At 66.1% G+C, this 26,016-nt stretch carries 20 protein-coding genes; 16 read left to right on the forward strand and 4 right to left on the reverse strand.

All coding sequences use genetic code 11. The features are described 5' to 3' along the window. The first annotated feature begins 12 nt into the window (after window positions 1-12). The 12 genes from aspS (at window position 13) to ACI48D_RS11155 (ending at window position 16,478) form a co-directional block, all read left to right on the forward strand. Window positions 13-1,818 carry an aspartate--tRNA ligase gene (gene aspS / locus ACI48D_RS11100; RefSeq protein ID WP_435571270.1) on the forward strand — a complete coding sequence of 602 codons (1,806 nt, stop codon included), beginning with the start codon at window positions 13-15 and terminating at the stop codon, window positions 1,816-1,818. Window positions 1,819-1,946: 128 nt separating this feature from the next. Continuing rightward, window positions 1,947-2,408, forward strand: coding sequence for a dihydroneopterin triphosphate diphosphatase (gene nudB / locus ACI48D_RS11105; protein ID WP_435571271.1), 462 nt, complete (start codon window positions 1,947-1,949; stop codon window positions 2,406-2,408). Window positions 2,409-2,518: 110 nt separating this feature from the next. Beyond that, window positions 2,519-6,295: an ATP-binding protein gene (locus tag ACI48D_RS11110; protein ID WP_435571272.1), complete on the forward strand. Its 3,777-nt coding sequence runs from the start codon at window positions 2,519-2,521 to the stop codon at window positions 6,293-6,295. A 313-nt stretch (window positions 6,296-6,608) separates the two neighbouring features. Next, window positions 6,609-6,794 carry a hypothetical protein gene (locus ACI48D_RS11115; protein ID WP_435571273.1) on the forward strand — a complete coding sequence of 62 codons (186 nt, stop codon included), beginning with the start codon at window positions 6,609-6,611 and terminating at the stop codon, window positions 6,792-6,794. Window positions 6,795-6,937: 143 nt separating this feature from the next. Next, complete coding sequence (locus ACI48D_RS11120) at window positions 6,938-7,759, forward strand: endonuclease/exonuclease/phosphatase family protein (RefSeq protein WP_435571274.1); 822 nt, start codon at window positions 6,938-6,940, stop codon at window positions 7,757-7,759. 7 nt (window positions 7,760-7,766) lie between these two features. Then, a complete protein-coding gene (gene clsB / locus ACI48D_RS11125) occupies window positions 7,767-8,924 on the forward strand; it encodes a cardiolipin synthase ClsB (protein WP_435571275.1) in 1,158 nt (385 codons plus the stop codon). A 9-nt stretch (window positions 8,925-8,933) separates the two neighbouring features. Then, window positions 8,934-9,317, forward strand: coding sequence for an RNA-binding S4 domain-containing protein (locus ACI48D_RS11130; RefSeq protein WP_435571329.1), 384 nt, complete (start codon window positions 8,934-8,936; stop codon window positions 9,315-9,317). A gap of 149 nt (window positions 9,318-9,466) precedes the next feature. Next, window positions 9,467-10,063: a TetR/AcrR family transcriptional regulator gene (locus ACI48D_RS11135; protein WP_435571330.1), complete on the forward strand. Its 597-nt coding sequence runs from the start codon at window positions 9,467-9,469 to the stop codon at window positions 10,061-10,063. Window positions 10,064-10,102: 39 nt separating this feature from the next. After that, the gene (locus tag ACI48D_RS11140) at window positions 10,103-11,893 is read left to right on the forward strand and encodes an acyl-CoA dehydrogenase C-terminal domain-containing protein (protein ID WP_435571276.1); all 1,791 of its coding nucleotides are present in this window, start codon (window positions 10,103-10,105) and stop codon (window positions 11,891-11,893) included. Window positions 11,894-11,981: 88 nt separating this feature from the next. Further along, a complete protein-coding gene (locus tag ACI48D_RS11145) occupies window positions 11,982-14,393 on the forward strand; it encodes a 3-hydroxyacyl-CoA dehydrogenase/enoyl-CoA hydratase family protein (RefSeq protein ID WP_435571277.1) in 2,412 nt (803 codons plus the stop codon). 30 nt (window positions 14,394-14,423) lie between these two features. After that, complete coding sequence (locus ACI48D_RS11150) at window positions 14,424-15,620, forward strand: acetyl-CoA C-acyltransferase (RefSeq protein WP_435571278.1); 1,197 nt, start codon at window positions 14,424-14,426, stop codon at window positions 15,618-15,620. Window positions 15,621-15,704: 84 nt separating this feature from the next. Then, entirely contained in the window at window positions 15,705-16,478 is a 774-nt protein-coding gene (locus tag ACI48D_RS11155) for an enoyl-CoA hydratase (protein ID WP_435571279.1), read from the forward strand. 22 nt (window positions 16,479-16,500) lie between these two features. On the opposite strand, the gene ACI48D_RS11160 is transcribed toward ACI48D_RS11155, so the two are convergent. Next, window positions 16,501-16,911, reverse strand: coding sequence for a hypothetical protein (locus ACI48D_RS11160; RefSeq protein ID WP_435571280.1), 411 nt, complete (start codon window positions 16,909-16,911; stop codon window positions 16,501-16,503). A gap of 138 nt (window positions 16,912-17,049) precedes the next feature. Between ACI48D_RS11160 and ACI48D_RS11165 the strand changes: the two genes are divergently transcribed. The 4 genes from ACI48D_RS11165 to ACI48D_RS11180 all read left to right on the forward strand — a co-directional run bounded on the left by ACI48D_RS11165 (window position 17,050) and on the right by ACI48D_RS11180 (window position 21,597). After that, window positions 17,050-17,952, forward strand: coding sequence for a LysR substrate-binding domain-containing protein (locus tag ACI48D_RS11165; RefSeq protein WP_435571281.1), 903 nt, complete (start codon window positions 17,050-17,052; stop codon window positions 17,950-17,952). Window positions 17,953-18,099: 147 nt separating this feature from the next. Next, window positions 18,100-19,431 (forward strand): MFS transporter, encoded by a 1,332-nt coding sequence (locus ACI48D_RS11170; RefSeq protein WP_435571282.1) that lies wholly within the window; start codon window positions 18,100-18,102, stop codon window positions 19,429-19,431. Between the two features lie 10 nt (window positions 19,432-19,441). Further along, complete coding sequence (locus ACI48D_RS11175; RefSeq protein WP_435571283.1) at window positions 19,442-20,653, forward strand: CaiB/BaiF CoA transferase family protein; 1,212 nt, start codon at window positions 19,442-19,444, stop codon at window positions 20,651-20,653. Then, window positions 20,650-21,597: a hydroxymethylglutaryl-CoA lyase gene (locus ACI48D_RS11180; protein ID WP_435571284.1), complete on the forward strand. Its 948-nt coding sequence runs from the start codon at window positions 20,650-20,652 to the stop codon at window positions 21,595-21,597. Before ACI48D_RS11175 ends, ACI48D_RS11180 begins: the two co-directional genes overlap by 4 nt. A 3-nt stretch (window positions 21,598-21,600) precedes the next feature. On the opposite strand, the gene ACI48D_RS11185 is transcribed toward ACI48D_RS11180, so the two are convergent. From ACI48D_RS11185 to ACI48D_RS11195, 3 genes are all read right to left on the reverse strand, one after another. Beyond that, complete coding sequence (locus ACI48D_RS11185; RefSeq protein WP_435571285.1) at window positions 21,601-24,084, reverse strand: TonB-dependent receptor plug domain-containing protein; 2,484 nt, start codon at window positions 24,082-24,084, stop codon at window positions 21,601-21,603. Window positions 24,085-24,328: 244 nt separating this feature from the next. After that, entirely contained in the window at window positions 24,329-25,141 is an 813-nt protein-coding gene (locus tag ACI48D_RS11190) for a hypothetical protein (protein WP_435571286.1), read from the reverse strand. Between the two features lie 3 nt (window positions 25,142-25,144). Next, complete coding sequence (locus ACI48D_RS11195) at window positions 25,145-25,894, reverse strand: DUF6345 domain-containing protein (protein ID WP_435571287.1); 750 nt, start codon at window positions 25,892-25,894, stop codon at window positions 25,145-25,147. Window positions 25,895-26,016 lie beyond the last annotated feature (122 nt).

The raw sequence follows: 26,016 nt of genomic DNA on the forward strand, positions 1-26,016 counted from the left end.
GATCGAAAAACTATGTCCTCCATGCGTACCAACTACTGCGGCCTCGTGACCGAAGAGCTGCTGGGCCAAACCGTCAGCCTGTGCGGCTGGGTGCACCGCCGCCGCGACCACGGCGGAGTGATCTTCATCGACCTGCGCGACCGTGAAGGCCTGGTGCAGGTCGTCTGCCACCCCGACAATGCGGAAGTCTTCAAGGCCGCCGAGCACGTGCGCAACGAGTACTGCCTGCGCGTTACCGGCACCGTCGTGAACCGCCTGGAGGGCACCGCCAACGCCAACCTGAAGTCGGGCAAGATCGAGATCAACACCACCAGCCTGGAAGTGCTGAACGCCTCGGTCCCGGTACCGTTCCAGCTGGACGACGACAACCTGTCGGAAACCACCCGCCTGACGCACCGCGTGCTCGACCTGCGCCGCGACCAGATGCAGCACAACCTGCGCCTGCGCTATAAAGTGTCGATGGAAGTGCGCAAGTACCTGGACCAGCTGGGCTTCATCGACATCGAGACCCCGATGCTGGGCAAGTCGACCCCGGAAGGCGCGCGCGACTACCTGGTGCCGTCGCGCGTCAACCCGGGCACTTTTTTCGCGCTGCCGCAGTCGCCCCAGCTGTTCAAGCAGCTGCTGATGGTCGCCAACTTCGACCGCTACTACCAGATCACCAAGTGCTTCCGCGACGAAGACCTGCGCGCCGACCGCCAGCCGGAATTCACCCAGATCGACTGCGAGACCTCGTTCCTGACCGAGCAGGAAATCCGTGACCTGTTCGAAGACATGATGCGTGTCGTCTTCAAGAACGCCGCCGGCATCGACCTGCCGAACCCGTTCCCGGTGATGGACTTCGCCACCGCGATGGGCTCCTACGGTTCGGACAAGCCGGACATGCGCGTCAAGCTGCAGTTCACCGAGCTGACCGAACTGATGAAGACCGTCGAATTCAAGGTCTTCAACAGCGCCGCCAACATGGCCGGCGGCCGCGTGGTCGGCATGCGGGTGCCGCAAGGCGGTTCGATGCCGCGCTCGGAAATCGACGCCTACACCCAATTCGTCGCCATCTACGGCGCCAAGGGCCTGGCTTACATCAAGGTCAACGAGAAGGCCAAGGGCCGTGACGGCCTGCAGTCGCCGATCGTGAAGAACCTGTCGGACGAGGTGCTGGCGCAGGTGCTGGCGCTGACCGGCGCCGAAGACGGCGACCTGATCTTCTTCGGTGCGGACAAGGCCAAGGTCGTCAACGACGCCATCGGCGCGCTGCGCGTGAAGATCGGTCACTCGGAATTCGGCAAGAAGGCCGGCCTGTTCGACGACGTCTGGTCGCCGCTGTGGGTGATCGACTTCCCGATGTTCGAGTACGACGACGAAGCCGACCGTTGGACCGCGACCCACCACCCGTTCACCGCACCGAAGGACGGCCACGAGGACATGCTGGAAACGAATCCGGGCGCCTGCGTCGCCAAGGCCTACGACATGGTCCTGAACGGCTGGGAACTGGGCGGCGGTTCGATCCGTATCCACCGCGAGGAAGTGCAGAGCAAGGTGTTCCGCGCACTGAAGATCGACGCCGAGGAAGCCCAGCTGAAGTTCGGTTTCCTGCTGGACGCCCTGCAGTACGGCGCGCCGCCGCACGGCGGCCTGGCCTTCGGCCTGGATCGCCTGATCACGCTGATGACCGGCTCGACCTCGATCCGCGACGTGATCGCCTTCCCGAAGACCCAGCGCGCGCAAGACCTGCTGACCAACGCGCCGTCGGAAGTCGACGAGAAGCAGTTGAAAGAGCTGCACATCCGTCTGCGTAACGAGCAGCCGAAGGTCGCGTAAGACCACCAGCTTTGAACCGTCGTCCCCGCGCAGGCGGGGACCCAAGTTTGTACGCGTTTCGTTAGCGCATGCAGAGCTTGGGTCCCCGCCTTCGCGGGGACGACGTCATTTGACGCTACAATTGGTCCATGCCCCACAAAATCCCCGAATCCGTCCTCGTCGTCATCCACACCGCCGACCTGGAAGTGCTGCTGATCGAGCGCGCCGACCGTCCCGGCTTCTGGCAATCGGTCACCGGTTCGCTCGACCGCGTCGACGAACCCCTGCCGGACACCGCCGCCCGCGAGCTGTTCGAGGAAACCGGCATCGTCGCCGACGGCGAGACCATCCGCCTGCACGACTGGCACCTCTCGAACGTCTACGAAATCTACCAGACCTGGCGCCACCGCTACGCGCCCGGCGTCACCCACAACACCGAGCACGTGTTCTCGGTCTGCGTGCCGCGTGATATTCCGATCACCCTGGCCCCGCGCGAGCACCTGCAATATGCGTGGCTGCCGCTGCTCGAAGCGGCCGACCGCTGCTTCTCCAGTTCGAACGCGGAAGCGATCCTGCAGCTGCCGCGGCATATCGCCAATACGACTTTGTAATATTTTCCTTGGTTCGATGTAACGATTTCGCTGCGGATACGATCCGGGCGTGGTAACGTGGCGTCCTGTAAAAATGTCGGAAGCAGCGGGGGGATGCCGCGCGATATCGAATGAATAAACCTGTCGACCGTGATAGCGGTGTGTTACCCGAAGAAACCTTTTTGACCGGCAGCAGCGAGACGGCCGCACTGATCCGCGCGCGCGACTGGTCGGATACCCCGCTGGGGCCGATCGAATCGTGGCCGCAGAGCCTGCGCACTACTGTCGGACTGTGCCTGGCGTCCAATTTCCCCATCAATATCATCTGGGGTCCGGACAATGTCCAGATCTACAATGACGGCTACCGGATCATCTGCGGCGACAAGCATCCGGCTTCCCTCGGCATGGACTTCACCGAGTGCTGGGCGTCGGCCTGGCCGGAAATCGGTCTGCCTTTCGAACAGGCGCGAGCAGGGAAGACCTCCTTCCTCGAGAACCAGCGCATTACGCTGTTCCGGAACGGCTATCTGGAAGAGACCTTCTTCACCTTTTCGTTCAGCCCCATCCGCGACGAAAGCGGGAACATCGGCGGCCTGTTCCATCCCGTCACCGAGACCACCGCGACCATGCTCAGCGAGCGGCGCACGCGCGTGCTGCGCGACCTGACTTCCCAGCTCGGCACCGCCGCCAGCCGCGCCGAGCTGTACCGCCTCCTGATGCAGACCCTGGCGGGGTTCGACCTCGACCTGCCGTTCGTGCTGCTGTACGAACGGGAAGGCGACGGCGGCTACCGCCTCGCCGGTACGGCCGGCGTGGCGGGCGGCACCGCCATCAGTCCCGAGATGCTGGCGCCGCAGGATACGGCGGCCTGGCCGATGCCGGCATTGATGACGGCCGACGCGGCACTGCGGGTGGATGGCCTGCGGGCCCGCATCGGGAGCAATGCCTGCGGTCCTTACGAAGAGCCACCCGAGACCGCGTTCGCACTGCCGATCGTCCAGCCGGGCAGCGCCGCCCCCAGCCTGCTGCTGATGGCCGGCGCCAGCGCACGATTGCCGGTGGACGATGCCTATACGGGCTTCTACGACCTGCTGCGCGGCGCGCTCGGTGCGGCGCTGGCACGGGTCGACGCCGCCGAGGCCGAGCGCAAGCGCGCCGAAATGCTGGCGGCCATCGACCACGCCAAGACGGTGTTCTTCTCCAACGTGAGCCACGAGTTCCGGACCCCGCTGACCTTGATGCTGGCTCCGCTGGAAGAGGCGCTGGAGGCGGCAGACCTGGCGCCGCCGCAGCGCGCCCAGCTCGACATCGCGCACCGCAACGCGCAGCGCCTGCTGCGCCTGGTGAATTCGCTGCTGGACTTTTCCCGCATCGAGGCCGGGCGCATCAACGCGCACTTCGCGGCCGCCGACCTGGCGTCGTTGACGGTCGAACTGGCCAGCAATTTCCGCTCCGCCTGCGAGCGCGCCGGGCTGGCGTTCACGGTCGATTGCCCGGCGCTGCCCGGCGAGGTGTTCGCCGACACGGCGATGTGGGAAAAGATCGTGCTGAACCTGCTGTCGAACGCGTTCAAGTTCACGCTCGCGGGCGGGATCACCGTGACGCTGCGCGAGGCCGGCGGCATGGCCGAATTGCGGGTAGCGGACACCGGCGTCGGCATCCCGCCGGGCGATCTCGAGCGCGTATTCGAGCGCTTCCACCGGATCGAAGGCCAGGCCGGGCGTTCGGTCGAAGGCAGCGGCATCGGCCTGTCGCTGGTGCGCGAACTGGTCCAGCTGCATGGCGGCACCATCGCGGCCGCCAGCGAGCCGGGGCGCGGCACCACGTTCACGGTGCGCCTGCCGTTCGGCGCCGCGCACCTGCCGGCGCAGCAGGCGGCGGCGCCGTCCGGCCTGCGGAGCGCGGCGCAAGCCCATGTCGACGAAGCCCTGGGCTGGCTGCCGGACGAGGCGCAGCCACAGGCGCCGGCGCAGCCGCAAAACCCGGTGCGGCGCGGCCGCGTGGTGCTGGCCGACGACAACGCCGACATGCGCGCTTACATCCGCCGCATCCTGGAAGAGGGCGGATACGAGGTCGAGGCGCTGGGCAACGGCAGGCAGGCGCTGGAAGCGGTGCGCGCCGCCGCCGCCGGCGTCTTGCCGGACCTGGTGCTGTCGGACGTGATGATGCCGGAGCTGGACGGCTTCGCGCTCCTGGCGGCCTTGCGCGCCGACCCGGCCACCCGCAACGTGGTGGTCATGCTGCTGTCGGCCCGCGCCGGCGAAGAGGCGCGGCTCGAAGGCCTGGGCGCGGGCGCCGACGACTACCTGGTCAAGCCCTTCGGCGCGCGCGAGCTGCGCGCACGCGTGGACGGCGCCGTCAACCTGGGCCGCCAGCGGCACGAAGCGGCGCTGCGGGAGCTGGTGCGCAGCCAGGCGCATGCCGCCGCCCTGTTCGAGCAGACCCGGGTCGGCATGGCCGAGGCGACGCTGGACGGTATCCTGGTCAACGTCAACCGGCGTTACTGCGACATGATCGGCCTGCCGCGCGAGCGGATCATCGGCCAGCGCGTGGACGCCTTCCTGCATCCGGACGATGCGCCCGACAACCGCGCACTGTTCGACGCCCTGGTGCGCCGCGGCACGCCCTACGAGATCGAGAACCGTTTCCTGCGCGCGGACGGCCAGCCGCTGTGGGTCGGCAAAACCGTCACCCTGGTGCACAGCGCACCGGGCGATCCGCCGACCGTGCTGGCCGTGTACATGGACGTCAGCGAACGCAAGGAGGCCGAAGCCGCCCTGCACGAGACGGCGCGGCGCAAGGATGACTTCCTCGCCATGCTGGCCCATGAGCTGCGCAATCCGCTGGCGCCGATCCGCACCGCCGCCGAGATGATGGGCCTGGCCACGCTGGACGCCACGCGCATCCGCCGCACCAGCGAGATCATCGGCCGCCAGGTGCGCCACATGACCGAGCTGATCGACGACCTGCTGGACGTCTCGCGGGTCACCCGCGGACTCGTCGAGATCGACAAGACGCCCCAGGACCTGCCCACGATCGTCGCCAACGCGGTCGAACAGGTCAGCCCTCTGCTCGCGTCCCAGCGGCAAGAGTTCGTGATGAACATCGACCCCGCCGGCGGCCGCGTGCTGGGCGACGAGAAGCGCCTGGTGCAGATCCTGACCAACCTGCTCAACAACGCCGCCAAATACACGCCGCCGGGCGGCACGATCCGCCTGCGTACCGAGGTCGAGTCCGACTGCGTGCATGTGATCGTGCAAGACACGGGCATCGGTATCGCACCCGAGCTGCGCTCGCACATCTTCGACCTGTTCGCCCAGGCCGAGCGTACCCCGGACCGCTCGCAGGGCGGCCTCGGCCTGGGTCTGGCCCTGGTGCGGAGCCTGGTCGAACTGCACGGCGGGCGCGTCGCCTGTCATAGCGGAGGGATGGGCAAGGGCAGTACCTTCGTGTTCCAGCTGCCGCGCATCGCCGACGAAGAGGCCGCGCCCGCCGCCGCGTCCGTCGCTGCCGCAGTGCAGGCGAGCGCGGGACAACGCGACATCCTGGTGGTCGACGACAATGCCGACGCCGGCTACATGCTGAAAATCCTGCTGGAACAACGGGGACACCGGGTCCGGGTCGAGCACGACGCCTACGACGCCCTGGACAGCATCGCGCGCCAGGCACCGGATATCGCCCTGATCGACATCGGGCTGCCGGGCATGGACGGCAATGCCCTGGCACGCCGCCTGCGCTCCCTGCCGGGCGGCGCCGCGCTCACGCTGGTGGCCGTCACCGGCTACGGCCAGGAACTCGACCGCCAGCGGACGCTGGAAGCGGGCTTCGACCGCCATCTGGTCAAGCCGGTCGATACCGCCGACCTGGCTGCCGTGCTCGATATCGTGCGGCCCGCAAACAACGGCTGAGCCGATTCGCAATATTGCAGTTAAGACATCACTTCTGCTTAAATTTTAATGTGTAAAAGAAATAACCCTCGGCCAGATGTTGGGTGTGCGTCACAATTGGATACATATCGAGACAAATGGATCGAGCGTTATTCCGACGCTTCTGTCGGCAACCGCCTACAAGTTCGCTGTAGTTACAGAACTTAATTTGGAACGGATAAGATAACACAATAGATTAGTTCGTTTGACATGGGGAAACGATTTGATTAAGGTCAACAAATCGCTGACAAGCGAATTATCATTTTGCAACGTCCAACTAGGTAATGGAGAAATTATGAACGAACGCAAGCAAGAGCAGAAAGTAAAAGATGTCAGCATCGATAATGACTATCTGTGCATTGAATTGCTGAACGGCCTGCTCCTGACCGGCCCGCTGCGCACCAACCCGATCCACCGTGAACACGGCGAGCCGGAAGCCCATGCGCCGGCACACCACTTCCTGCCGGCCATGAGCATTTGACCTCCATTGGCGCCAGTCCCGGCAAGGACCGGGATGGCGCCCCACGACGGCATCCGCCGTTCGATCCGCAGTCCCATCTTAATGCGCCGCACGATTGGCGCGCTTAACGGAAGAACACGGAATGATGGGGTTAAAATGTTCCCATGAAAATACGTGTTGCGACCTACAACATCCACAAAGGCGTCTCGTCCTTCCGCAGCACGCCACGCGTGTTGGCGCTGAAAAAAGCGATCGGCATGTTCGATGCGGACGTCGTGTTCCTGCAGGAAGTGCAGGGGCGGCACGACCGCTACCAGGCGCGCTACGGCGAAAAAATGCGCAGCCCGCACCACCACCACTGGCCCGAAAAGGCCCAGCATGAGTTCTTTGCCGGCGAATCCCTGCATGCCGCCTATGGCATGAATGCACTCTACGACCATGGCCACCACGGTAATGCGCTGCTGTCCTGCTATCCGATCGCGAACCAGCACAACCACGACGTGTCTGACCATGCTTACGAGCAACGCGGGATCCTGCACTGCGTGCTGGAAACCCCGGTCGGCCGGGTGCATTGCTATGTAGTCCACCTCGGCCTGTTCGAGGGCAGCCGCCGGCGCCAGACCGATGCCCTGATCAGCGCGGTGAACGATTCGGCGCCGAACGGCGAGCCGGTCATCATCGCGGGCGACTTCAACGACTGGCGCAATACCCTGAGCGACTGCCTGCGCCTGAAGCTCGGGGTGGTCGAGGTGTTCGACGAGCTGGAGCGGGCTTCGTCGCGGATCGGCGAGCTGGTGCGCAACGTGGCCGGGCGCGAGCGGCGTCTGGTGCCGGCACGGACTTTTCCGGCCGCCTTGCCCTGGTTCCGTCTCGACCGGATCTATGTACGGGGCTTCAAGGTCGAACAGGCGGAAGTCCTGCACGGGCCGCAATGGGCGCGCCTGTCGGACCATGCTCCCATCGTTGCCAATCTGCAGTTGAGCTAGTCAGGCCATGCGTTCGGTAACCTACGTCGCCGACAACGACGTCCAGCTACTGGAAAGCGGCACGTATTTCAAGGAACTGCTGGCCGCGATCGATTCGGCGCAGCACGAAATCCTTTACGAGACCTATATCTATGCCGAGGACGAGACCGCGCGCGCCGTCACCGAGGCCCTGAAGCGTGCCGCGCGCCGCGAGGTCAAGGTGCGCGTGCTGGTCGACTGGTTCGGCACCGGCAACCGCGCCGCCTGCCGGCTGGGCGAGGAGTTGGTCGCGGCCTGCGTCCATTACCGCATGTTCAATCCGTGGTTCAAGCGCGGCGCGGCGCGCAGCCACCGCAAGATCGCCGTGATCGACGGCGAAACCGCTTTCGTCGGCGGCATCAACACCAACGACAATTCGCTGTGCGACTACGCGCCCTACAGGCCGCTGCCGGCGCCGCGCTGGGATTTCGCGGTGCGCGTGCGCGGCCCGCTGGTAGAGACGATCCACCGCGAAGCGCAGGCGCAGTGGACCCGCGTCGGCCACCTGAACCTGGCACACCGCATGCACCTGTTCCGCGAATCGCGCAAGCAGCCCGCCGGGTTCGGCGAGCATCCGATGCGCGCCGGTTTCGTGGTGCGCGACAACCTGCGCAACCGCCGTACCATCCAGCGCGCCTACCTGCAGGCGATCGGCCGGGCCCGCAAGCGCGTGCTGATGGCCACGCCGTACTTCGCGCCGGGACGCAAGTTCCGCCAGGCGCTGGCGCAGGCGGCGCGGCGCGGAGTCGACGTCTGCCTCCTGATCGGCGTGGGAGAATTCCGCATGCAGGACGCGGTCGCGAGTTCCTTCTACCCGCAACTGCTGGCGGCGGGCGTGCGCATCGTCGAGTACCGCAAGACCCAGCTGCACGCCAAGGTGGCGGTGGTCGACCATGACTGGGCCACGGTCGGTTCCAGCAATTGCGACGGCCTGTCGCTGTTCGTGAACCAGGAAGCCAATGTGGTAGTACGCGACGCGGCGTTCGCGTCCAGCATGGCAAAACAGATCGAGCGCGGCATCGCCGACGGCGTGCCGGTCGGACTCGATGATTTGAGGCAACTCGGTTGGGTGCGCCGCACCGGCCACGAAGTGGCTTATCTTCTGTATAAACTGACGATGCGGATCTTTACGATCGGCTATGCATGAAAAGCGATGATGGAAAACGATAACGTACGAATCGACAAATGGCTGTGGGCGGCGCGCTTCTTCAAGACGCGCTCGCTGGCGGCCGAGGCGGTCGACCGCGGCAGGATCAAGATCAATGCCGAGAACATCAAGCCGGCGCGCTCGGTCAAGATCAACGACAAGATTCTCATCGACAACGGTTCGAGCCGCTGGGAAGTCGTGGTGCTGGGCTTGTCCGACAAGCGCGGCCCGGCGCCGGTGGCCCAGGCCCTCTATCGCGAAACGGAGCTCAGCATCCAGAAACGCGCGAACGACCAGGAAGCGCGCCGCCTTTCCCCCGAACCCGGCAGCACGATCAAGGGCCGCCCCACCAAACGCGACCGCCGTGCCATCACCCGCGCCGGTGGCGCGTAGGATGGGCACGCGCGTGCCCATCCTACTAGAACACCAACTCTAAACTTCCCGTTTGACATTTCAAGGCTGGTAGATAATAGTACGAGCGTTCGGATTTTTTCTCGATCCATTGGGAGCATCGTATCAACACTTCAGCCAAATCCATGGTCATGCGCAAGGGCGAGATGACGCGCGCAGCGATTCTCGACGTTGCGCTCGAACTCGCTAGCCGCGATGGCCTCGAGGGCCTCACGATCGGCCTGCTGGCCGACCGCATGAGCATGAGCAAATCGGGCGTCTTCGCTCACTTCGGTTCGCGCGAAGACCTGCAGATCGAGGTGCTGAAGCTCTACCACCGCCGCTTCGAGCAGGAAGTATTCGCCCCCAGCGTCAAGGAAGCGCGCGGCCTGCCGCGCCTGGAAGCGATGTTCAACCGCTGGCTCAAGCGCGTTTCGGTCGAGATCGCCTCGGGTTGCATCTATATCAGCGGCGCCGTCGAATACGACGACCGTCCGGGCCCGATCCGCGACGAGCTGGTCGGCATGGTGCGGATCTGGCAGGGCGCCCTGGTGCGCTGCGCCCGGCAGGCCGTCGAGTGCGGCGACCTGAAGACCGACACCGACCCGCAGCAGCTGGTGTACGAAATGTACGGCCTGGTGCTGGCGGTGCACCACGACGCGCGCTTCCTGCGCATGCCCGGCGCCGTCGATCGCGCGCATCGCGGTTTCGCGCGCCTGGTCGAGAACTACCGCAATCCCGCTAAATAATAATCACCACACAATCTTTACCTTCGTCAGGAGAACAACATGGGTCAGTACGTCGCGCCAATTCGGGATATGCAGTTCGTTCTGCATGAGTTCCTGAACGTCACCGAGGAGTTCAAGAACCTGCCGGCGTACCAGGAAATCGACGCCGACATCATCAACCAGGTGCTTGAGGAAGGTGCGAAGTTCACGCAGGAAGTGCTGTTCCCGCTGAACCACTCCGGCGACCGCGAAGGCTGCCACTACGACGCCGCGACCAAGACCGTCACCACGCCGAAGGGCTTCAAGGAAGCCTACAAGCAGTATGTGGAAGGCGGCTGGGCCGCGCTGGCCTGCGATCCGGAATACGGCGGCCAGGGCCTGCCGGTCTCGCTGAACAACTCCTTCTACGAGATGCTGAACTCGGCCAACCAGGCCTGGACCATGTACCCGGGCCTGTCGCACGGCGCCTACGAGTGCCTGAAGGAGCACGGCACCGAAGAGCAGAAGAAGTTCTACCTGCCGAAGCTGGTCTCGGGCGAATGGACCGGCACCATGTGCCTGACCGAAGCCCACTGCGGCACCGACCTGGGCCTGCTGCGCTCGAAGGCCGAGCCGCAAGCCGACGGCACCTATAAAATCACCGGCTCGAAGATCTTCATCTCGGCCGGCGAACATGACGTCTCCGAAAACATCGTCCACCTGGTGCTGGCGCGCCTGCCGGACGCGCCGGAAGGCTCGAAGGGCATCTCCCTGTTCCTGGTGCCGAAGTTCCTGCCGAACCCGGACGGTTCGATCGGCGAGCGCAACCCGATCTTCTGCGGCGCCATCGAAGAAAAGATGGGCATCCACGGCAACGCCACCTGCCAGATGAACCTGGACGGCGCGGTCGGCACCCTGATCGGCCAGCCGCACAAGGGCCTGAACGCGATGTTCGTGTTCATGAACGCTGCCCGCCTGGGCGTCGGCATGCAGTCGCTGGGCCTGACCGAAGTCGCCTACCAGAATGCGCTGGTGTATGCGAAGGACCGCATCCAGATGCGCAGCCTGTCGGGCCCGAAGGCACCGGACAAGCCGGCCGATCCGATCATCGTGCACCCGGACGTGCGGCGCATGTTATTGACTGCCAAGGCCTATGCCGAAGGCGCGCGCGCGCTGACCTCGTACGTGGCGCTGCAGATCGACCGCGAACTGAACCACCCGGACGAGGAAGTGCGCAAGGAAGCCGCCGGCGAAGTCGCGCTGCTGACCCCGGTCGTCAAGGCCTTCATCACCGACAACGGCTGGATCGCGACCTCGGAAGCGATGCAGGTGTACGGCGGCCACGGCTACATCAGCGAGTGGGGCATGGAGCAGTACGTGCGCGACGCCCGCATCAACATGATCTACGAAGGCACCAACACCATCCAGTCGCTGGACCTGCTGGGCCGTAAGATCCTGATGGACAACGGCGCCAAGCTGCGCGCCTTCGGCGAGAAGATCAAGGCTTTCGTGGAAGACAACGGCCTGGACGAGCAACTGTCCGAGTTCGTGAGCCCGCTGGGCGAACTGGGCGAGAAGGTCGGCAAGCTGACCATGGAAATCGGCATGAAAGCCTTCCAGAACCAGGACGAAGTCGGCGCCGCCGCCGTGCCTTACCTGCGCGTGGTCGGCCACCTGGTATTCAGCTACTTCTTCGCGCAGATGGCGAAGATCGCGCTGGCCAAGCAGGACTCCGGCGACAAGTTCTACGAAGCCAAGCTGGCCACGGCCCGCTTCTACTTCGCGCGCCTGTACCCGGAAACCGCCATGCTGATCCGCCAGGCACGTTCGGGCGCGTCGAACCTGACGGCGCTGGATGCAGACCTGTTCTAAGTAAGACCATCACGTACCACCAAGTACACCCGCTTACCCGTCGTCCCCGCCTGCGCGGGGACGACGACTAAACCAAGGATTACGAGAGATGACCAATTTCATCGTCAAGAAAGTCGCTGTGCTGGGCGCCGGCGTGATGGGCGCGCAGATTGCCGCGCACTGCGTCAACGCCAAGGTCCCGGTCGTGCTGTTCGACCTCCCGGCAAAGCCGGAGCATGCCTCCGGCGGGAATAAAAACGGCATCGTCCTGAAGGCCATCGAGAACCTGAAAAAGCTGTCGCCGGCCCCGCTGGGCAACAAGGAAGACGCCAGCCTGATCGAAGTCGCCAACTACGAGGACAACCTCGACGTGCTGGCCGGCTGCGACCTGATCATCGAAGCCATCGCCGAGCGCATGGACTGGAAGCACGACCTGTATAAAAAGGTCGCGCCGCACATCGGTCCGAACGCCATCTTCGCCTCCAACACCTCGGGCCTCTCCATCAACAAGCTGGCCGAAGGCTTCGATGACGAACTGAAGGCGCGCTTCTGCGGCGTGCACTTCTTCAACCCGCCGCGCTACATGCACCTGGTCGAACTGATCCCGACCACCAGCACCCGTCCAGAGATCCTGGACCAGCTGGAAACCTTCCTGACCTCGACCCTGGGCAAGGGCGTGGTGCGTGCCAAGGACACTCCGAACTTCATCGCCAACCGCGTCGGCATCTTCGGCATGCTGGCCACCATCCACGAAGCCGAGAAGTTCGGCCTGTCGGTGGACGTGGTCGACGACCTCACCGGCGCAAAATTGGGCCGCGCCAAGTCGGGCACCTTCCGCACCGCGGACGTGGTCGGCCTGGACACCATGGGCCACGTGATCAAGACCATGCAGGACACCCTGCAGGACGACCCGTTCTTCGGCGTCTACAAGACCCCCGAGGTGCTGACGAAGCTGATCGAGAAGGGCGCGCTGGGCCAGAAGAGCGGCGCCGGCTTCTACAAGAAGGTCGGCAAGGAGATCCAGCGCCTGGACTTCGCCACCGGCGACTACGTGCCGGGCGGCGCGAAGGCCGCCGACATCGTCGGCCGCATCCTGAAAGAGAAGGACCCGGTCAAGAAATTCAAGGCCATGCGCGAATCGAGCAACCCGCAGGCGCAGTTCCTGTGGGCGATCTACCGCGACGCCTTCCACTACATCGCCTACCACCTCGACAGCATCGCCGACAACGCGCGCGACGTCGATTTCGCGATGCGCTGGGGCTTCGGCTGGAGCGTCGGTCCGTTCGAGACCTGGCAGGCCGCCGGCTGGACCCAGATCGCCCAGTGGGTGAAGGAAGACATCGAAGCCGGCAAGGCGCTGTCGAATGCTCCGCTGCCTGCCTGGGTGTTCGAGGCCCCGGTGGCCGAGAAGGGCGTGCACACGCCGGAAGGCTCGTACTCGGTCTCGAAGAACGCCTACGTGCCACTGTCCGACCTGCCGGTGTACAAGCGCCAGCAGTTCCGCGCGCCGGTCGTGGGCAGCACCACGCTCGATCCGAAGACCTTCGGCACCACCGTGTTCGAGGACGACTCGGTGCGCCTGTGGCACTCGGATGACGAAGTGCTGGTGATCTCGTTGAAAACGAAAATGCACGTGATCGGCGACGGCGTCATCAAGGGCATCAAGCGCGGCCTGGAAGAAGCTTCGAGGAGCTACAAGGGCCTGGTGATCTGGAATACCGACGCGGCCGAAGGCGGCGCCTTCTCGGCCGGCGCCGACCTGCAATCGGCCCTGCCGGCCTTCATGACCGGCGGCGCGAAGGCGATGGAGCCGATCGTGCGCGAGCTGCAGGACACCTTCATGGCCATGAAATACTCGAACATCCCGGTGGTGGCTGCGGTAAGCGGCCTGGCCCTGGGCGGCGGCTGCGAGATGGCGCTGCACGCCTCGAAGCGCGTGGCCTCGATCGAGTCCTACATCGGCCTGGTCGAAGTCGGCGTCGGCCTGGTGCCGGCCGGCGGCGGGCTGAAGGAAGCCGCAGTACGTGCCGCCAACGAAGCCAAGGGCAACGACATCCTGCAATTCCTGAAGACCGGCTTCACCAACGCGGCGACCGCGCAGGTCTCGAAGTCGGCGCTCGAAGCGAAGGCCATGGGCTACCTGAAGGAAGACGACGTCATCGTGTTCAACCCCTACGAACTGCTGCATGTGGCGAAGGTCACCGCGCGCGCGATGTTCGACGCCGGCTACCGCGCGCAGGCAGCCCGTCCGGTAGCAGTCACCGGCCGCTACGGCTGGGCGACTATCCGCGGCCAGCTGGTGAATATGCGCGACGGCGGCTTCATCTCGGCCTATGACTACCACCTGGGCGACACCATCGCCGAGATCGTCACCGGCGGCGACATCGACCAGGGCAGCTTCGTCTCCGAGCAGTGGCTGCTGGACATGGAGCGCAAGGCTTTCATCGCGCTGCTGAACAATCCGAAGACCCAGGAACGCATCATGGGCATGATGCAAACTGGTAAGCCGGTACGTAACTAAGCCGAGTCGCGGACAACAAGGACTACTGACATGAGCAAACAACTTCAAGACGCATACATCGTCGCAGCGACCCGCACTCCGATCGGCAAGGCGCCGCGCGGCTTCTTCAACAAGACCCGTCCGGACGACCTCCTGATCGCGGCGATCCAGGGCGCCATGGCCGCCGTGCCGAACCTGGACCCGAACCTGATCGTCGACGCGATCGTCGGCTGCTCCTTCCCGGAAGCCGAGCAGGGCTTCAACGTGGCGCGCCAGGCCGTGGTCATGGCCGGCCTGCCGAAGACCGTCGGCGGCGTCACCGTCAACCGCTACTGCGCCTCGGGCATCACCGCCCTGGCGATGGCGGCCGACCGCATCCGCGTCGGTGAAGCCGACGTCATGATCGCCGGCGGCGTCGAGTCGATGTCGATGGTGCCGATGATGGGCCACCACCCGTCGATCAATATGCGCGTGTTCGACGACGAGAACGTCGGCCTGGCCTACGGCATGGGCCTGACCGCCGAGAAGGTCGCCGCACAGTGGAAAATTTCGCGTGAAGACCAGGACGCCTTCGGCCTGGAATCGCACCGCCGCGCCATCGCCGCCCAGCAGGCCGGTTACTTCAAGGACGAGATCACCCCGGTCGAGATCGTGACCCGCACGCCGAACCTGGCGACCGGCGAGATCGACGTCAAGCGTCGTACCGTCGACCTGGACGAAGGCCCGCGTGCCGACGCCAGCATGGAAGGCATGGCCAAGCTCAAGCCCGTGTTCGCCGCCAAGGGCAGCGTGACCGCCGCGACCTCGTCGCAGATGTCGGACGGCGCCGGCGCGCTGATCGTCGTCAGCGAGAAGATCCTGAAGGAGCACAACCTGACTCCGCTGGCCAAGTTCTCCTCGTTCGCCGTGCGCGGCGTGCCGCCGGAGATCATGGGCATCGGCCCGAAGGTCGCGATTCCCGCCGCCCTGGCCGCCGCCGGCATCACCCAGGACCAGCTGGACTGGATCGAGCTGAACGAAGCCTTCGCCGCACAGGCGCTGGCCGTGATCCGCGACCTCGGTCTGGATACGTCGAAGGTCAACCCGATGGGCGGCGCGATCGCCCTCGGCCACCCGCTGGGCGCGACCGGCGCGATCCGCGCCGCCACCGTGGTGCACGCCCTGCGCCGCAACCAGCTGAAGTACGGCATGGTGACCATGTGCGTCGGCGCCGGCATGGGCGCCGCGGGTATCATCGAGCGCGTGTAAGTTTCAGGTAGCACGCTAAGAAAAGGCGCTGTGGGATAACCCTCAGCGCCTTTTTTCTAAGGAACAACAAAGGAGACCTCCCGAATGGACATCCAGACCACCACCGCCAACGGCGTATTGACCATCGAATTCAACCGCCCCGAGCGCAAGAACGCCATCACCGGCGCGATGTACACGGCCATGGCCGAAGCCCTGCGCAAGGCCGACAGCGACCCCGCCATCCGCGTCATCCTCATCACCGGAAAGCCCGAGATCTTCACCGCCGGTAACGACCTCGATGACTTCCTCAACAACGTCGGCGAAGGCAAGATGACGGAAGAGCGCCCGGTATTCCAGTTCATGCACGCACTGGAAGGCTGCACCAAGCCCGTGGTCGCTGCGGTCAGCGGCGCGGCGGTCGGCATCGGCACCACGATGCTGATGCACTGCGACCTGGTCTACGCGGCCGACACCGCGAAATTCTCGATGCCCTTCAGCCAGCTGGGCCTGTGCCCGGAATTCGCATCGTCCCTGCTGGTCGCGCAGGCCGCCGGCTACACCCGCGCGGCCGAGAAGCTGATGCTGGGCGAAGCCTTCCCGGCCCAGGAAGCCTTCGAAATGGGCATCGTGGCGAAGCTGCTGCCGGCGTCCGAACTGCTGGCCTTCGCGCAAGGCCAGGCTGCCAAGCTGGTCAAGCTGCCGGCGGCCTCGGTCCGCACCACCAAGGCGCTGATGAAGCGCTCGCGCGCGGCGCTGGTGAAGGAGACCATCGCGGTGGAGAACGAGCGCTTCAGCGCGATGCTGGTCGGCGGCGAGGCGAAGGAGGCCTTTACCGCCTTCTTCGAGAAGCGCAAGCCCGACTTCAGCAGCTTCGATTAAGACCCGGGGCGGCTTCCAGGCCTCAGCGGGGGCAGCGCAAGCGCAGCGTTTCGCCTTCGCGCGCGAAAGCCCGCACCGGTTCGCTGTCGCCGCAACGATAGATAATGCGCAGGCGCTTCTGTTCCCCGGGCGCCGGATCGCCGCACAGCTGGTTATGCGCAACGACGCCGCCGCCGCTGCGCTCGATTTCGTCGCGCACTCCCCGGCGTGCATCGCACATCGAACCGCGCGCGCCGTACTCGGCTTCCTCGATGTGCAGACGGCCCCAGCCTGAATTCCCGCCCCGGCCCTCGCCGGCGGCGCGCAGGCCCGCTGCGTACCCCTCGTCGTAACCACGGCGATACTCGGCGCTCTGGGCAAATGCGGAAGTGGACGCGGCGGTCAAGGCCAGCACCGTGACGATACGGATGATGTTTCGGTGTGCAACTTTCATGTTTTCCTCCCGATTCAGTGATGGAACATGCTAGCGCGCCGCCCCGCACGGTTCTGTGCGCGTCCATACAATATGTGCCCCGAGGCCGGAAAAACCTGTCGGTTGCCAGCCGCGCCATCCCGCTGCACAATGCCCGGCATGAACCTGCACCGCCTCGACCTCGTCTCCCTTTCCCTGTTCATGCACGTGGTGCGCTCCGGCAGCATCAGCAAGGGCGCGCTGCTGGCCCACCTGGCGGTCGGGGCGGCGAGTAAACGCATCTCCGACCTGGAGGCGGCGGTCGGCGCCGAGCTGCTGGAGCGGCACTCGCGCGGCATCACGCCCACCGCCGCCGGCGACGCGCTGGCCCACCATGCCCAGCGCATCCTCGGCGACGTCAACCTGCTGGCGGCCGAGCTGCGCGACCACGCCCGTGGCATCGTCGGCGTCGCGCGGCTGTGGGCGAATACCTCGGCCATCACCCAGTTCCTGCCGGCCGACATCGCCGCCTTTGCGCGCGCCACGCCGGCGATCCGCATCGAGCTGGCGGAGCTGAACAGCGGCGAGATCGTGATGGGCGTGCTGGAGGGCAGGGCCGACATCGGCATTTTCGCCGACCGCACCCCGGCGCTCGGCCTGCAGCTCATGCCCTACCGCGAAGACCGGCTGGTGCTGGTAGTGCCGGCCGGGCACGCGCTGGCGCGGCGCCGCAGCCTGCGCTTCGAGGAGGCCGTCGAGTTCGACTTCGTCAGCCTGTCGCACGGTACCTCGCTGGCGCAGCGCCTGCAGCTTGAGACCGAGGCCATGGGCCAGCGCCTCAAGCTGCGGATCCAGGTGCGCAGCTTCGACGCCATGTGCCAGATGGTGGCCGCCGGGCTGGGCGTGGCGGTGCTGCCGGCCGATGCCGTGCGGGCCCTGGTGCGCTCGCTGAACCTGCGTCAGATCCCGCTCCAGGACGCGTGGGCGCGCCGCCAGCTCTTGATTGGCGTGCGCGACCTGGAGGCCCTGCCGCGCCACGCGCGCCTGCTGGTCGAGCACTTGTCCGTATCCTCCGGGCGCTAAAAGGGCACCAGCTTTCGTCAACCGCGAAAGCCGGGTTCCCATCTTGGTCATTCCGCAATCCAGGCCATGGGTGCCAGAATCGAATCACAACACCAACAGCGCGTCCATGGCGCGACGGGTCATTCGACGACCCTCTCTGGAGACAACATGAGCAAAACCCTGTCCGCCCCCGCAGGCGCGGCTACCGCAGCCGTTCCCGGCGAAGCGCAGATCGTGGCAAAAGTAGCGTGGCGCATCATGCCGTTGATCATGGTCTGCTATCTGTTCGCCTTCTTCGACCGCATCAACATCAGCTTCGCCAAGTTCGCGCTGCAGAACAGCCTGTCGCTGTCGGACACCGCCTACGGCCTCGGCGCCGGCCTGTTCTCGGTCGGCTACGTGCTGTTCGAAGTGCCCAGCAATATGATGCTGTACAAGGTCGGCGCGCGCCGCTGGATCGCCCGCATCATGGTCTCCTGGGGCATCGCCACCGCCCTGATGGCGCTGGTGCAGAACGAATGGCAGTTCTATACGCTGCGCTTCCTCATCGGCGCGATGGAAGCCGGCTTCGCGCCCGGCGTGCTGTACTTCCTCACGCTGTGGTTCCCGAGCGCCTACCGCGGCCGCATCACCTCGATGCTGTTCCTGGCCTCGGCCTTCTCCGGCCTGGTCGGGGCGCCGGCGGCCGGCCTGGTGCTGGGCCATATGGACGGCGCGCTGGGCATCGCCGGCTGGCACTGGCTGTTCCTGGTGGGCGGCTTGCCCTGCATCGGCCTGGGCGCGGTCGTGTTCTTGTCGCTGAAGGACCGGATCGAGGACGCCACCTGGCTGGCGCCGCAGGAGCGCACCCTGCTGGCCTCACGCATCGCCGAGCAGAACCGCCAGATCGGCAGCCATTCGCTGCTGGGCGCGCTCAAGACGCCCGGCTTCCTGACCCTGGGCCTGGTCTACTTCCTGATCCAGGTGAGTTCCTATGGCCTGAACTTCTGGGCGCCGCACATGATCCGCAGCGCCGGCACCACCAATCCGACCACCATCGGCCTGCTCACCGCGGTACCCTATCTGTGCGGCGCGATCGCGATGGTGGCGGTGGGCCGCCTGTCGGATGCCAGCGGCGAGCGCAGGAAATTCGTGATCGGCCTGGTGGTGCTGGGCGCCGTCGGCTTCTGCTGCGCCGGCCTGTTCGACCACCAGCCGGCCCTGCTGATCGCGGCACTGGGCGTGATGGGGGCCGGCGTGGTTGCGTCGATCCCGGCATTCTGGGCGCTGCCGCCCAAGCTGGTGACCGGCGCCGGCGCGGCGGGAGGCATCGCGCTGATCAACACGCTGGGCCAGTTGGGCGGCATCGTCAGCCCGGTGATGGTCGGACGCATCAAGGACGTCACCGGCAGCACGACGCCGGCGCTGTACGCGATCGCGCTTCTCAGCCTGGTGTGCGCGGCGATCCTGGCGTTCGGCATGCCGCAGCAGCTGCGCCAGCGCGAACATATTGAAAAATGACGAGGACACCATGACGGCTTCACAGATGATTTCCGATCAGGCGCTGAAAGGCGTGCGCGTGATCGAGATGGGACAATTGATCGCCGGGCCGTTCGCCGCCAAGACGCTGGGCGAATTCGGCGCCGACGTGATCAAGATCGAGGCGCCCGGAGCGGGCGACCCGCTGCGCAACTGGCGCATGATGAAGGATGGCACCTCGGTCTGGTGGCAGGTCCAGTCGCGCAACAAGCGCTCGATCGCGCTCGATTTGAGAAGCGCCGAAGGCCAGGAGATCGCGCGCAAGCTGATCGCGGAAGCCGATGTGCTGGTCGAGAATTTCAGGCCCGGCACCCTGGAGAGCTGGGGCATGGGCTGGGAAGCGCTGTCGGCGCTGAACCCTGGCCTGGTCATGCTGCGCATTTCCGGCTACGGCCAGACCGGCCCCTACCGCGATCTGCCGGGCTTCGGCGCGATTGGCGAGGCGATGGGCGGACTGCGCCACCTGACCGGCGAACCCGGGCGGGTGCCGGTGCGCTGCGGAATCTCGATCGGCGACACCCTGGCGGCGCTGCACGGCACCATCGGCGTCCTGACCGCGCTCTACCACCGCAAGGTCAACGGCGGACGCGGCCAGGTGATCGACGTGGCCCTGCACGAAGCCGTGTTCAACGTGATGGAGAGCCTGATCCCCGAGTACAGCGCGTTCGGCGCCGTGCGCGAGGCCGCGGGCAGCGCGCTGCCGGGGATCGCCCCGTCCAACGCCTACCGCTGCAAGGACGGCTACGTGCTCGTCGCCGGCAACGGCGACAGCATCTTCAAGCGCCTGATGGCGGCAATCGGCCGCCCGGACCTGGCCGAGGCGCCGGATCTCGCCAACAACGCCGGCCGCGTCGCCCGGGTCGCCGAGATCGATGCCGCGATCGGGGTCTGGACCGCCACCCGCAGCGTGGCCGAGGTGCTGGCGGTACTGGGCGAGGCCAAGGTCCCGGCCGGCAAGGTCTACACCGCCAGGGACATCGCCGAGGACCCGCACTACCGGGCGCGCGACATGATCCTGACCCAGCAGACGCGCGACGGCTACGAGGTCGAGGTGCCGGGCATCGTGCCGAAGCTGATGGGCACCCCGGGCGCGGTACGCTCGCCGGCGCCGGGCCTGGGCGAGGACACCGATGCGGTGCTGCGCGAGATCGGCCTCACCGACGAGCAGATCGCGGCGCTGCGCGCGCACAAGGTGGTCGCATGAGCGCCTGGAACGGCGCCGGCCGCCGCATCCACATCCAGGAAGTCGGCCTGCGCGACGGGCTGCAGGCCGAGCCGCGCTTCGTGCCGACTGCCGACAAGATCGCCCTGGCCGATGCGCTGTCGCGCGCCGGCCTGGCCAAGATCGAAGCCAGTTCCTTCGTGTCGCCGAAAGCGGTGCCGGTGCTGGCCGATGCCGTCGACCTCTTCACCGGGATGGCACGCCAGCCGGGCGTCGTCTACAGCGCCCTCGTGCCCAATTTGCGCGGCGCCGAGCGTGCGATCGCCGCCGGGGTCGACGAAATGAACCTGGTCATGTCGGCCAGCGAAAGCCATAACCTGTTCAACCTGCGCATGACGCGTGCCCAATCCTTCGCGGGATTGATGGAAGTGGCGGCGCTGGCGCACCGTCATGGCGTGCGGGTCAACGTCTCGTTGTCCTGCAGCTTCGGCTGCCCGATGGAAGGGGAGGTGGCGCAGCAGGAGGTGCTGGAGTGGTGCGCGCGCTACGTCGACGAATTGAACGTGCACGGTATTACCTTGTGCGATACCACCGGGATGGCCTATCCCAGCCAGGTCCACGCGCTCACGCAAGCGGTGCGGGCGCGCTGGCCGGACCTGGAATTGACCCTGCACTTCCACAACACGCGCGGCATGGGCCTGGCCAACCTGCTGGCCGCGATCGATGCCGGCGCCGACCGCTTCGATGCCTCGCTGGGCGGCATCGGCGGCTGCCCATACGCGCCCGGCGCCACCGGCAACGTCTGCACCGAGGAAGTCGTGCACGCGCTCGAGTTGATGGGCTACGACACCGGCGTCGACCTGGCGCAGCTGTTGACGGCGGCCCATGCGCTCGAAGACCTGCTCGGCCACAAGGTGCCGAGCCAGATCGTCCAGGCCGGACGGCGGCTGGATCTGCATCCGCTGCCGGCCGGCCAGGCTTGCTGACCCTTACAGGCTTACATCCACCCGCGCATACCACGAGCGCCCGTTGATGCCGAACGGGCAGGTCTCCCAGCAATAGGTGAAGCCGAGCTGCGGGAAGGGCGCGGCCTTGACCGGATCCCACTTGGTCGGGAAGGTGTTGAACAGGTTGTTCGAGCCGACCGTCAGGCTGGTCCCCTTGCTGAAGTTGTAGCGCAGGGTGGCGTCGACGATCCACTTCGCGGCCCAGGTCTGCACGAAGGGGGCGGTGAAGCCCTGGCCCTGCACCTCGCCGTAGTAATTGGCGCGCAGGTTGCCGTTCCAGGCTCCTTGGGTGTAGTCGGCGGACAGCACGTGGTGCTGGCGCGGCTGGCCGCGTTCGATCAGGGTCACCTGGGAGTCGTCGAACAACTGGGTGCCGCTCAGGACCGGCGAATCCGAATGGCGGCCCACTACCCTGGTGCGGTTGAAGTCCAGCTGGCCGGACAGCACCAGCGTGGCACCCGGCAGGCGCGTGGTGTGCTCGGCCACGATGTCGAGGCCGCGGGTCTGGGTGTCGATGGCGTTGGTGAAGAACTGCGCCTGGCCGACCTTCAGCGGATCGAGGATGGCCTTGATCGGGCAGGCGGCTGCGCTCGCGCAGGCGCCCGATTCCGGCGCGATGTTCGACGAGAACACGATGCGGTTGTCGATGTCGATGCCCCACAGGTCGGCGGTCAGCGAGAAGTTCGAGGCCGGGCGCAGCACGATGCCGACGCTGGCGTTCTTCGAGGTTTCTTCCTTCAGGTTCGGAATGCCGAAGGCCTTGGTGACGGCGCTGCCCTCGCGCGCGGTCAGGGTCTCGGTCAGCACGCCGGCCGCGTTCAGGTTGGTCGAGACGGAACTGTAGAACTTCTGCTGCACGCTGGGCGCGCGGAAGCCCGTCGAGACGGTGCCGCGCAGTCCCACCATCTTCGACGGATCGTAGCGCAGGCTCAGCTTGCCGGTGGTGGTGCTGCCGAAGTCCGAGTATTTTTCCCAGCGCACGGCCGCGCCCAGCAGCAGCTCGCTGGTCAGCTTGTGTTCGAGGTCGGCGTACAGCGCGATGTTGTGGCGGCTGTCGTCCACCGCGGTGCCGGGCGTGTAGCCGGGGAAGCCCTGGGTGCCGGAGGCCGCCGCAGCGCCGGTCTGGTCGCGGATCACGATGGCCGGGTTGTTGCTGCGGCCGTACTGGTAGGAGACCGGATCGCCGGCGTCGATCGCATAGCCGTCGCGGCGGTATTCGAAGCCGGTGGCGAACGACACGTCGCGGCCGAACACGGCGAGCGGACCGCGCAGGTCGGCGTTGACCGTGGTCTGGCGGAATTTGAGCGCACCGGTGTCGGCTTCGAGCGGCGACTCGGCGTAGATGCCGCCGCCCGGCTTCGGCTCGTACCAGTAGCTGACGTTGATGGTCTGCTTTTCGTGGAAATCGAGTTCGCTGCGGCCATGGTTGACCGAGAGGTCGAGTTTCCACTGGTCGGCCAGGTCGCGGCGGTAGCCCAGCGCCAGCGAGGCATCCTTGACGGTGGTGCGGATGTTCGGCAGGAAGCCGTTCGGGTAGACGGCGGGGACGTTGCGGCCGTCGCCGGCGGAGCGGAAGAAGCCGGCCGAGTCGCCGGTGCGGTGCGAGACGCCGCCGAAGGTATAGAACTCGCCGCCTTCGCCGGCCGGCAGTGCCGAGTTCCACCAGAAGTACTTGTCCTTGGCCAGGCTGTCACCGATGCGCTGGGTCACGCGCGGCGGATCGACCCGCAGGCTGTCCACGCCGGCGCGATTGGTTTCGCCGCGGTGGCGGCCCTCGACGGTCAGGTTGACGTAGCCGCCGTCGCCGATCGCCCAACCCTTGTTGGCGCTGCCGGAATACAGCTGGCCGCCGCCTTCGCTGGTGCCGCCGACGGTGCCCGACAGCTGGGTTTCATTCGTTTGCTGCTTGAGCACGATGTTGATCACGCCGGCGATCGCGTCCGAGCCGTATTGCGCGGCGGCGCCGTCGCGCAGCACTTCGATGCGCTGGATGGCCGACATCGGGATCGCATTGATATCGGTACCGGCCGAGCCGCGGCCGATGGTCTGCTGCACGTTGACCAATGCCTGCTGATGACGGCGCTTGCCGTTGACCAGCACCAGCAGCTGGTCCGGTCCGAGCGAACGCAGGGTCGCCGGGCGGATGATGTCGGTGCCGTCGCTGATGAAGGTCGACGAGAAGTTGAAGGACGGATCGAGGGTCTGCAGCAGCTTGCCGAGTTCCAGCGGCCCCGCCATCTGCATGTCCTTGGCGCTGATCAGGCCGACCGGCGCGGAGGCGTCGAGGGCCGTGCGCGCCGCGCCGCGCGAGCCGAGCACAATCACCGAGGGCGCGGTCGCGTCGACGGCAGGCGGGGTGGGGGCGGGATCGGCCGTCTGCTGCGACCAGGCCGGCGCGAAGGCAAGCAGGAGGGAAGAAGCGAGGAGGGTGCGGGTAAAGCCGGGCAAGACCGTGTGTTTTGTCATCCTGATTCTCTCGTCGATATGTTCGGGGGCGGGGCCGCCGTGGCGCACGCCCAACCGGACGAGTCTAGCGAGCTCAGGCTGGTATGGACAATTGTCACTTTTGCGAGTGTTGCAGATATGTATGCTCCAGGCAATATTGCTTGTATAGTCAGATAAAATTCGGCTATTCTAGAGGGGCTGCCTACGCCATCCCGAGGTGTTCCGGAAATGGCGCGCACGCCAAATGTGACATTTCGAGAGAATGTCAGCAGCTCCCCACCTCCATTCTGCCGCGCGTTACCGGCGCCTCGTTGCCGAATATCGGCATGTCGAGATAGGGCCGCTCGGTGGCCGCCACCGCCAGCACATAGGCCTGGCGCACGCGCCGGTGGCGCAACACGATCTTCGCCACGTAGGCCGGGGCCAGCACGCGCTGCGGCTTGCGCTTGCCGAGGTCCAGGTAGCCGAACTGCATGCTGGCCGATTCGAACGCATCGGCCGGCATGTCGCGCTGGCCGAGCAGGGCCGACAGCTGCGCCAGGACCCGGCGCGCCCCCGCCTGCGGCTCGATGACGGCCGCGCGCTCCAGCACTTCGCCATTCGCGGGGCGCGTCAGGATCGCCAGCGTGTCGAGCTGGCCGTCGCCCGCCACCTGCACCGCGGCGGAGGCGGCGCCCAGCACCGGAATGGTGCCGATGAACTGGCGGTAGGCGCCGATCGCGCGGAACAGCGTGGTCTCCGACTGCTTGCCGGCGCGGTCGGTGCCGCGCACGAACGGCTTTGATGCCGGCGCCAGGCCCGACACGTAGCGCAGCGCGCCCGATGCGTGGTAGAGCACCGCGCGGGCGCCGCCAGCCAGGTGGATGACGGTGTGGTCGTCGCTCTGTTTCCAGCTGCCGGCATCGATGTTCGGGCAGCCGTCCTGCTCGCGCAGCAGGCCGACGAAGCGGCGGCTGCGGGCCTGCAGCTGTTCACGCGAGAGCTGCTGGAGCAGCAGCACGTCGGCCTGCGCCGGAGGCGGGTTCGGGCCCGACCCCGGCCCCGCGCCAAGCGACGAAAACAAGGTTTGCTCGTTCATGGTTCAGCCCTCCGTCCAGTACCACAGCAGGCAGGCCTGCTGGGCAGGTGCCAGGTCGGGATCCACGATGCCATGGCCCCACAGGTGGTCGCGGTCGATATAGCTGCGTTCCCAGCGGATGCTCCCGTTGTTCCAGGTAGCCGCGTCGCCGACGCAGACCGTGACCGGGTGGTTGTCGACCCACCAGTCCGAAACGCCGTCGTGCCAGGCGCGCGAGACCGTGTCGCCGTGGATCAGGTTGTCGCCCACGTCTTCGCCGCATTCGTCGGTGGTGATGCCGTCCCACATGAGGTCCCAGGCGCCGCAGAAGATGTGCATGCGCGCGAAGATGTTCCACAGGCCGCTGATGGTGGGGAGGGCGGCCGTGTCGCAGGAATAGGCCATCACCCACTCGTTGTTCCAGTCCTCGCCCAGCTGCCAGCGCGACGAGTTGGCGTACCACTCGGTGGCCGGGGTGTCGTACAGCAGCACCGCATGGCCGGCGTCGTCGTGGTTGCCGTGGGTCTCGATCCAGAACAGGTCGACGTCGTCGGCCCAATGGCGGTCGTCGCCGCCCTGGTCGCTGTCGCGCAGGTCGGTCTCGAACACATTGGTATTCGCCCAGTAGAACGCGCGGGTGTGGCCGGCCGAACGCAGCTTCGCGTCCAGGCCGTTACTTCGATTGAAGGTATAGGTGAGATCGCCCGCCGTGTCCACGTTCGCCGCGCGCGCGTGGTTGAAGTAGCGGATCGCCTCGACACCGAAACGTGCCATGGTCTTCTCCTTTGAATGAATGCACCTGCGTACAGTAGCCTTATGCCTGGTGGATGAGTCTGCTCTGCATCAGCGCCACGCCACGCCACGCACCGTTATATATTCGTGTATATTGCGTTCTC

Source organism: Massilia sp. LXY-6 (genome assembly GCF_051233485.1).
Lineage (GTDB): Bacteria > Pseudomonadota > Gammaproteobacteria > Burkholderiales > Burkholderiaceae_D > Telluria.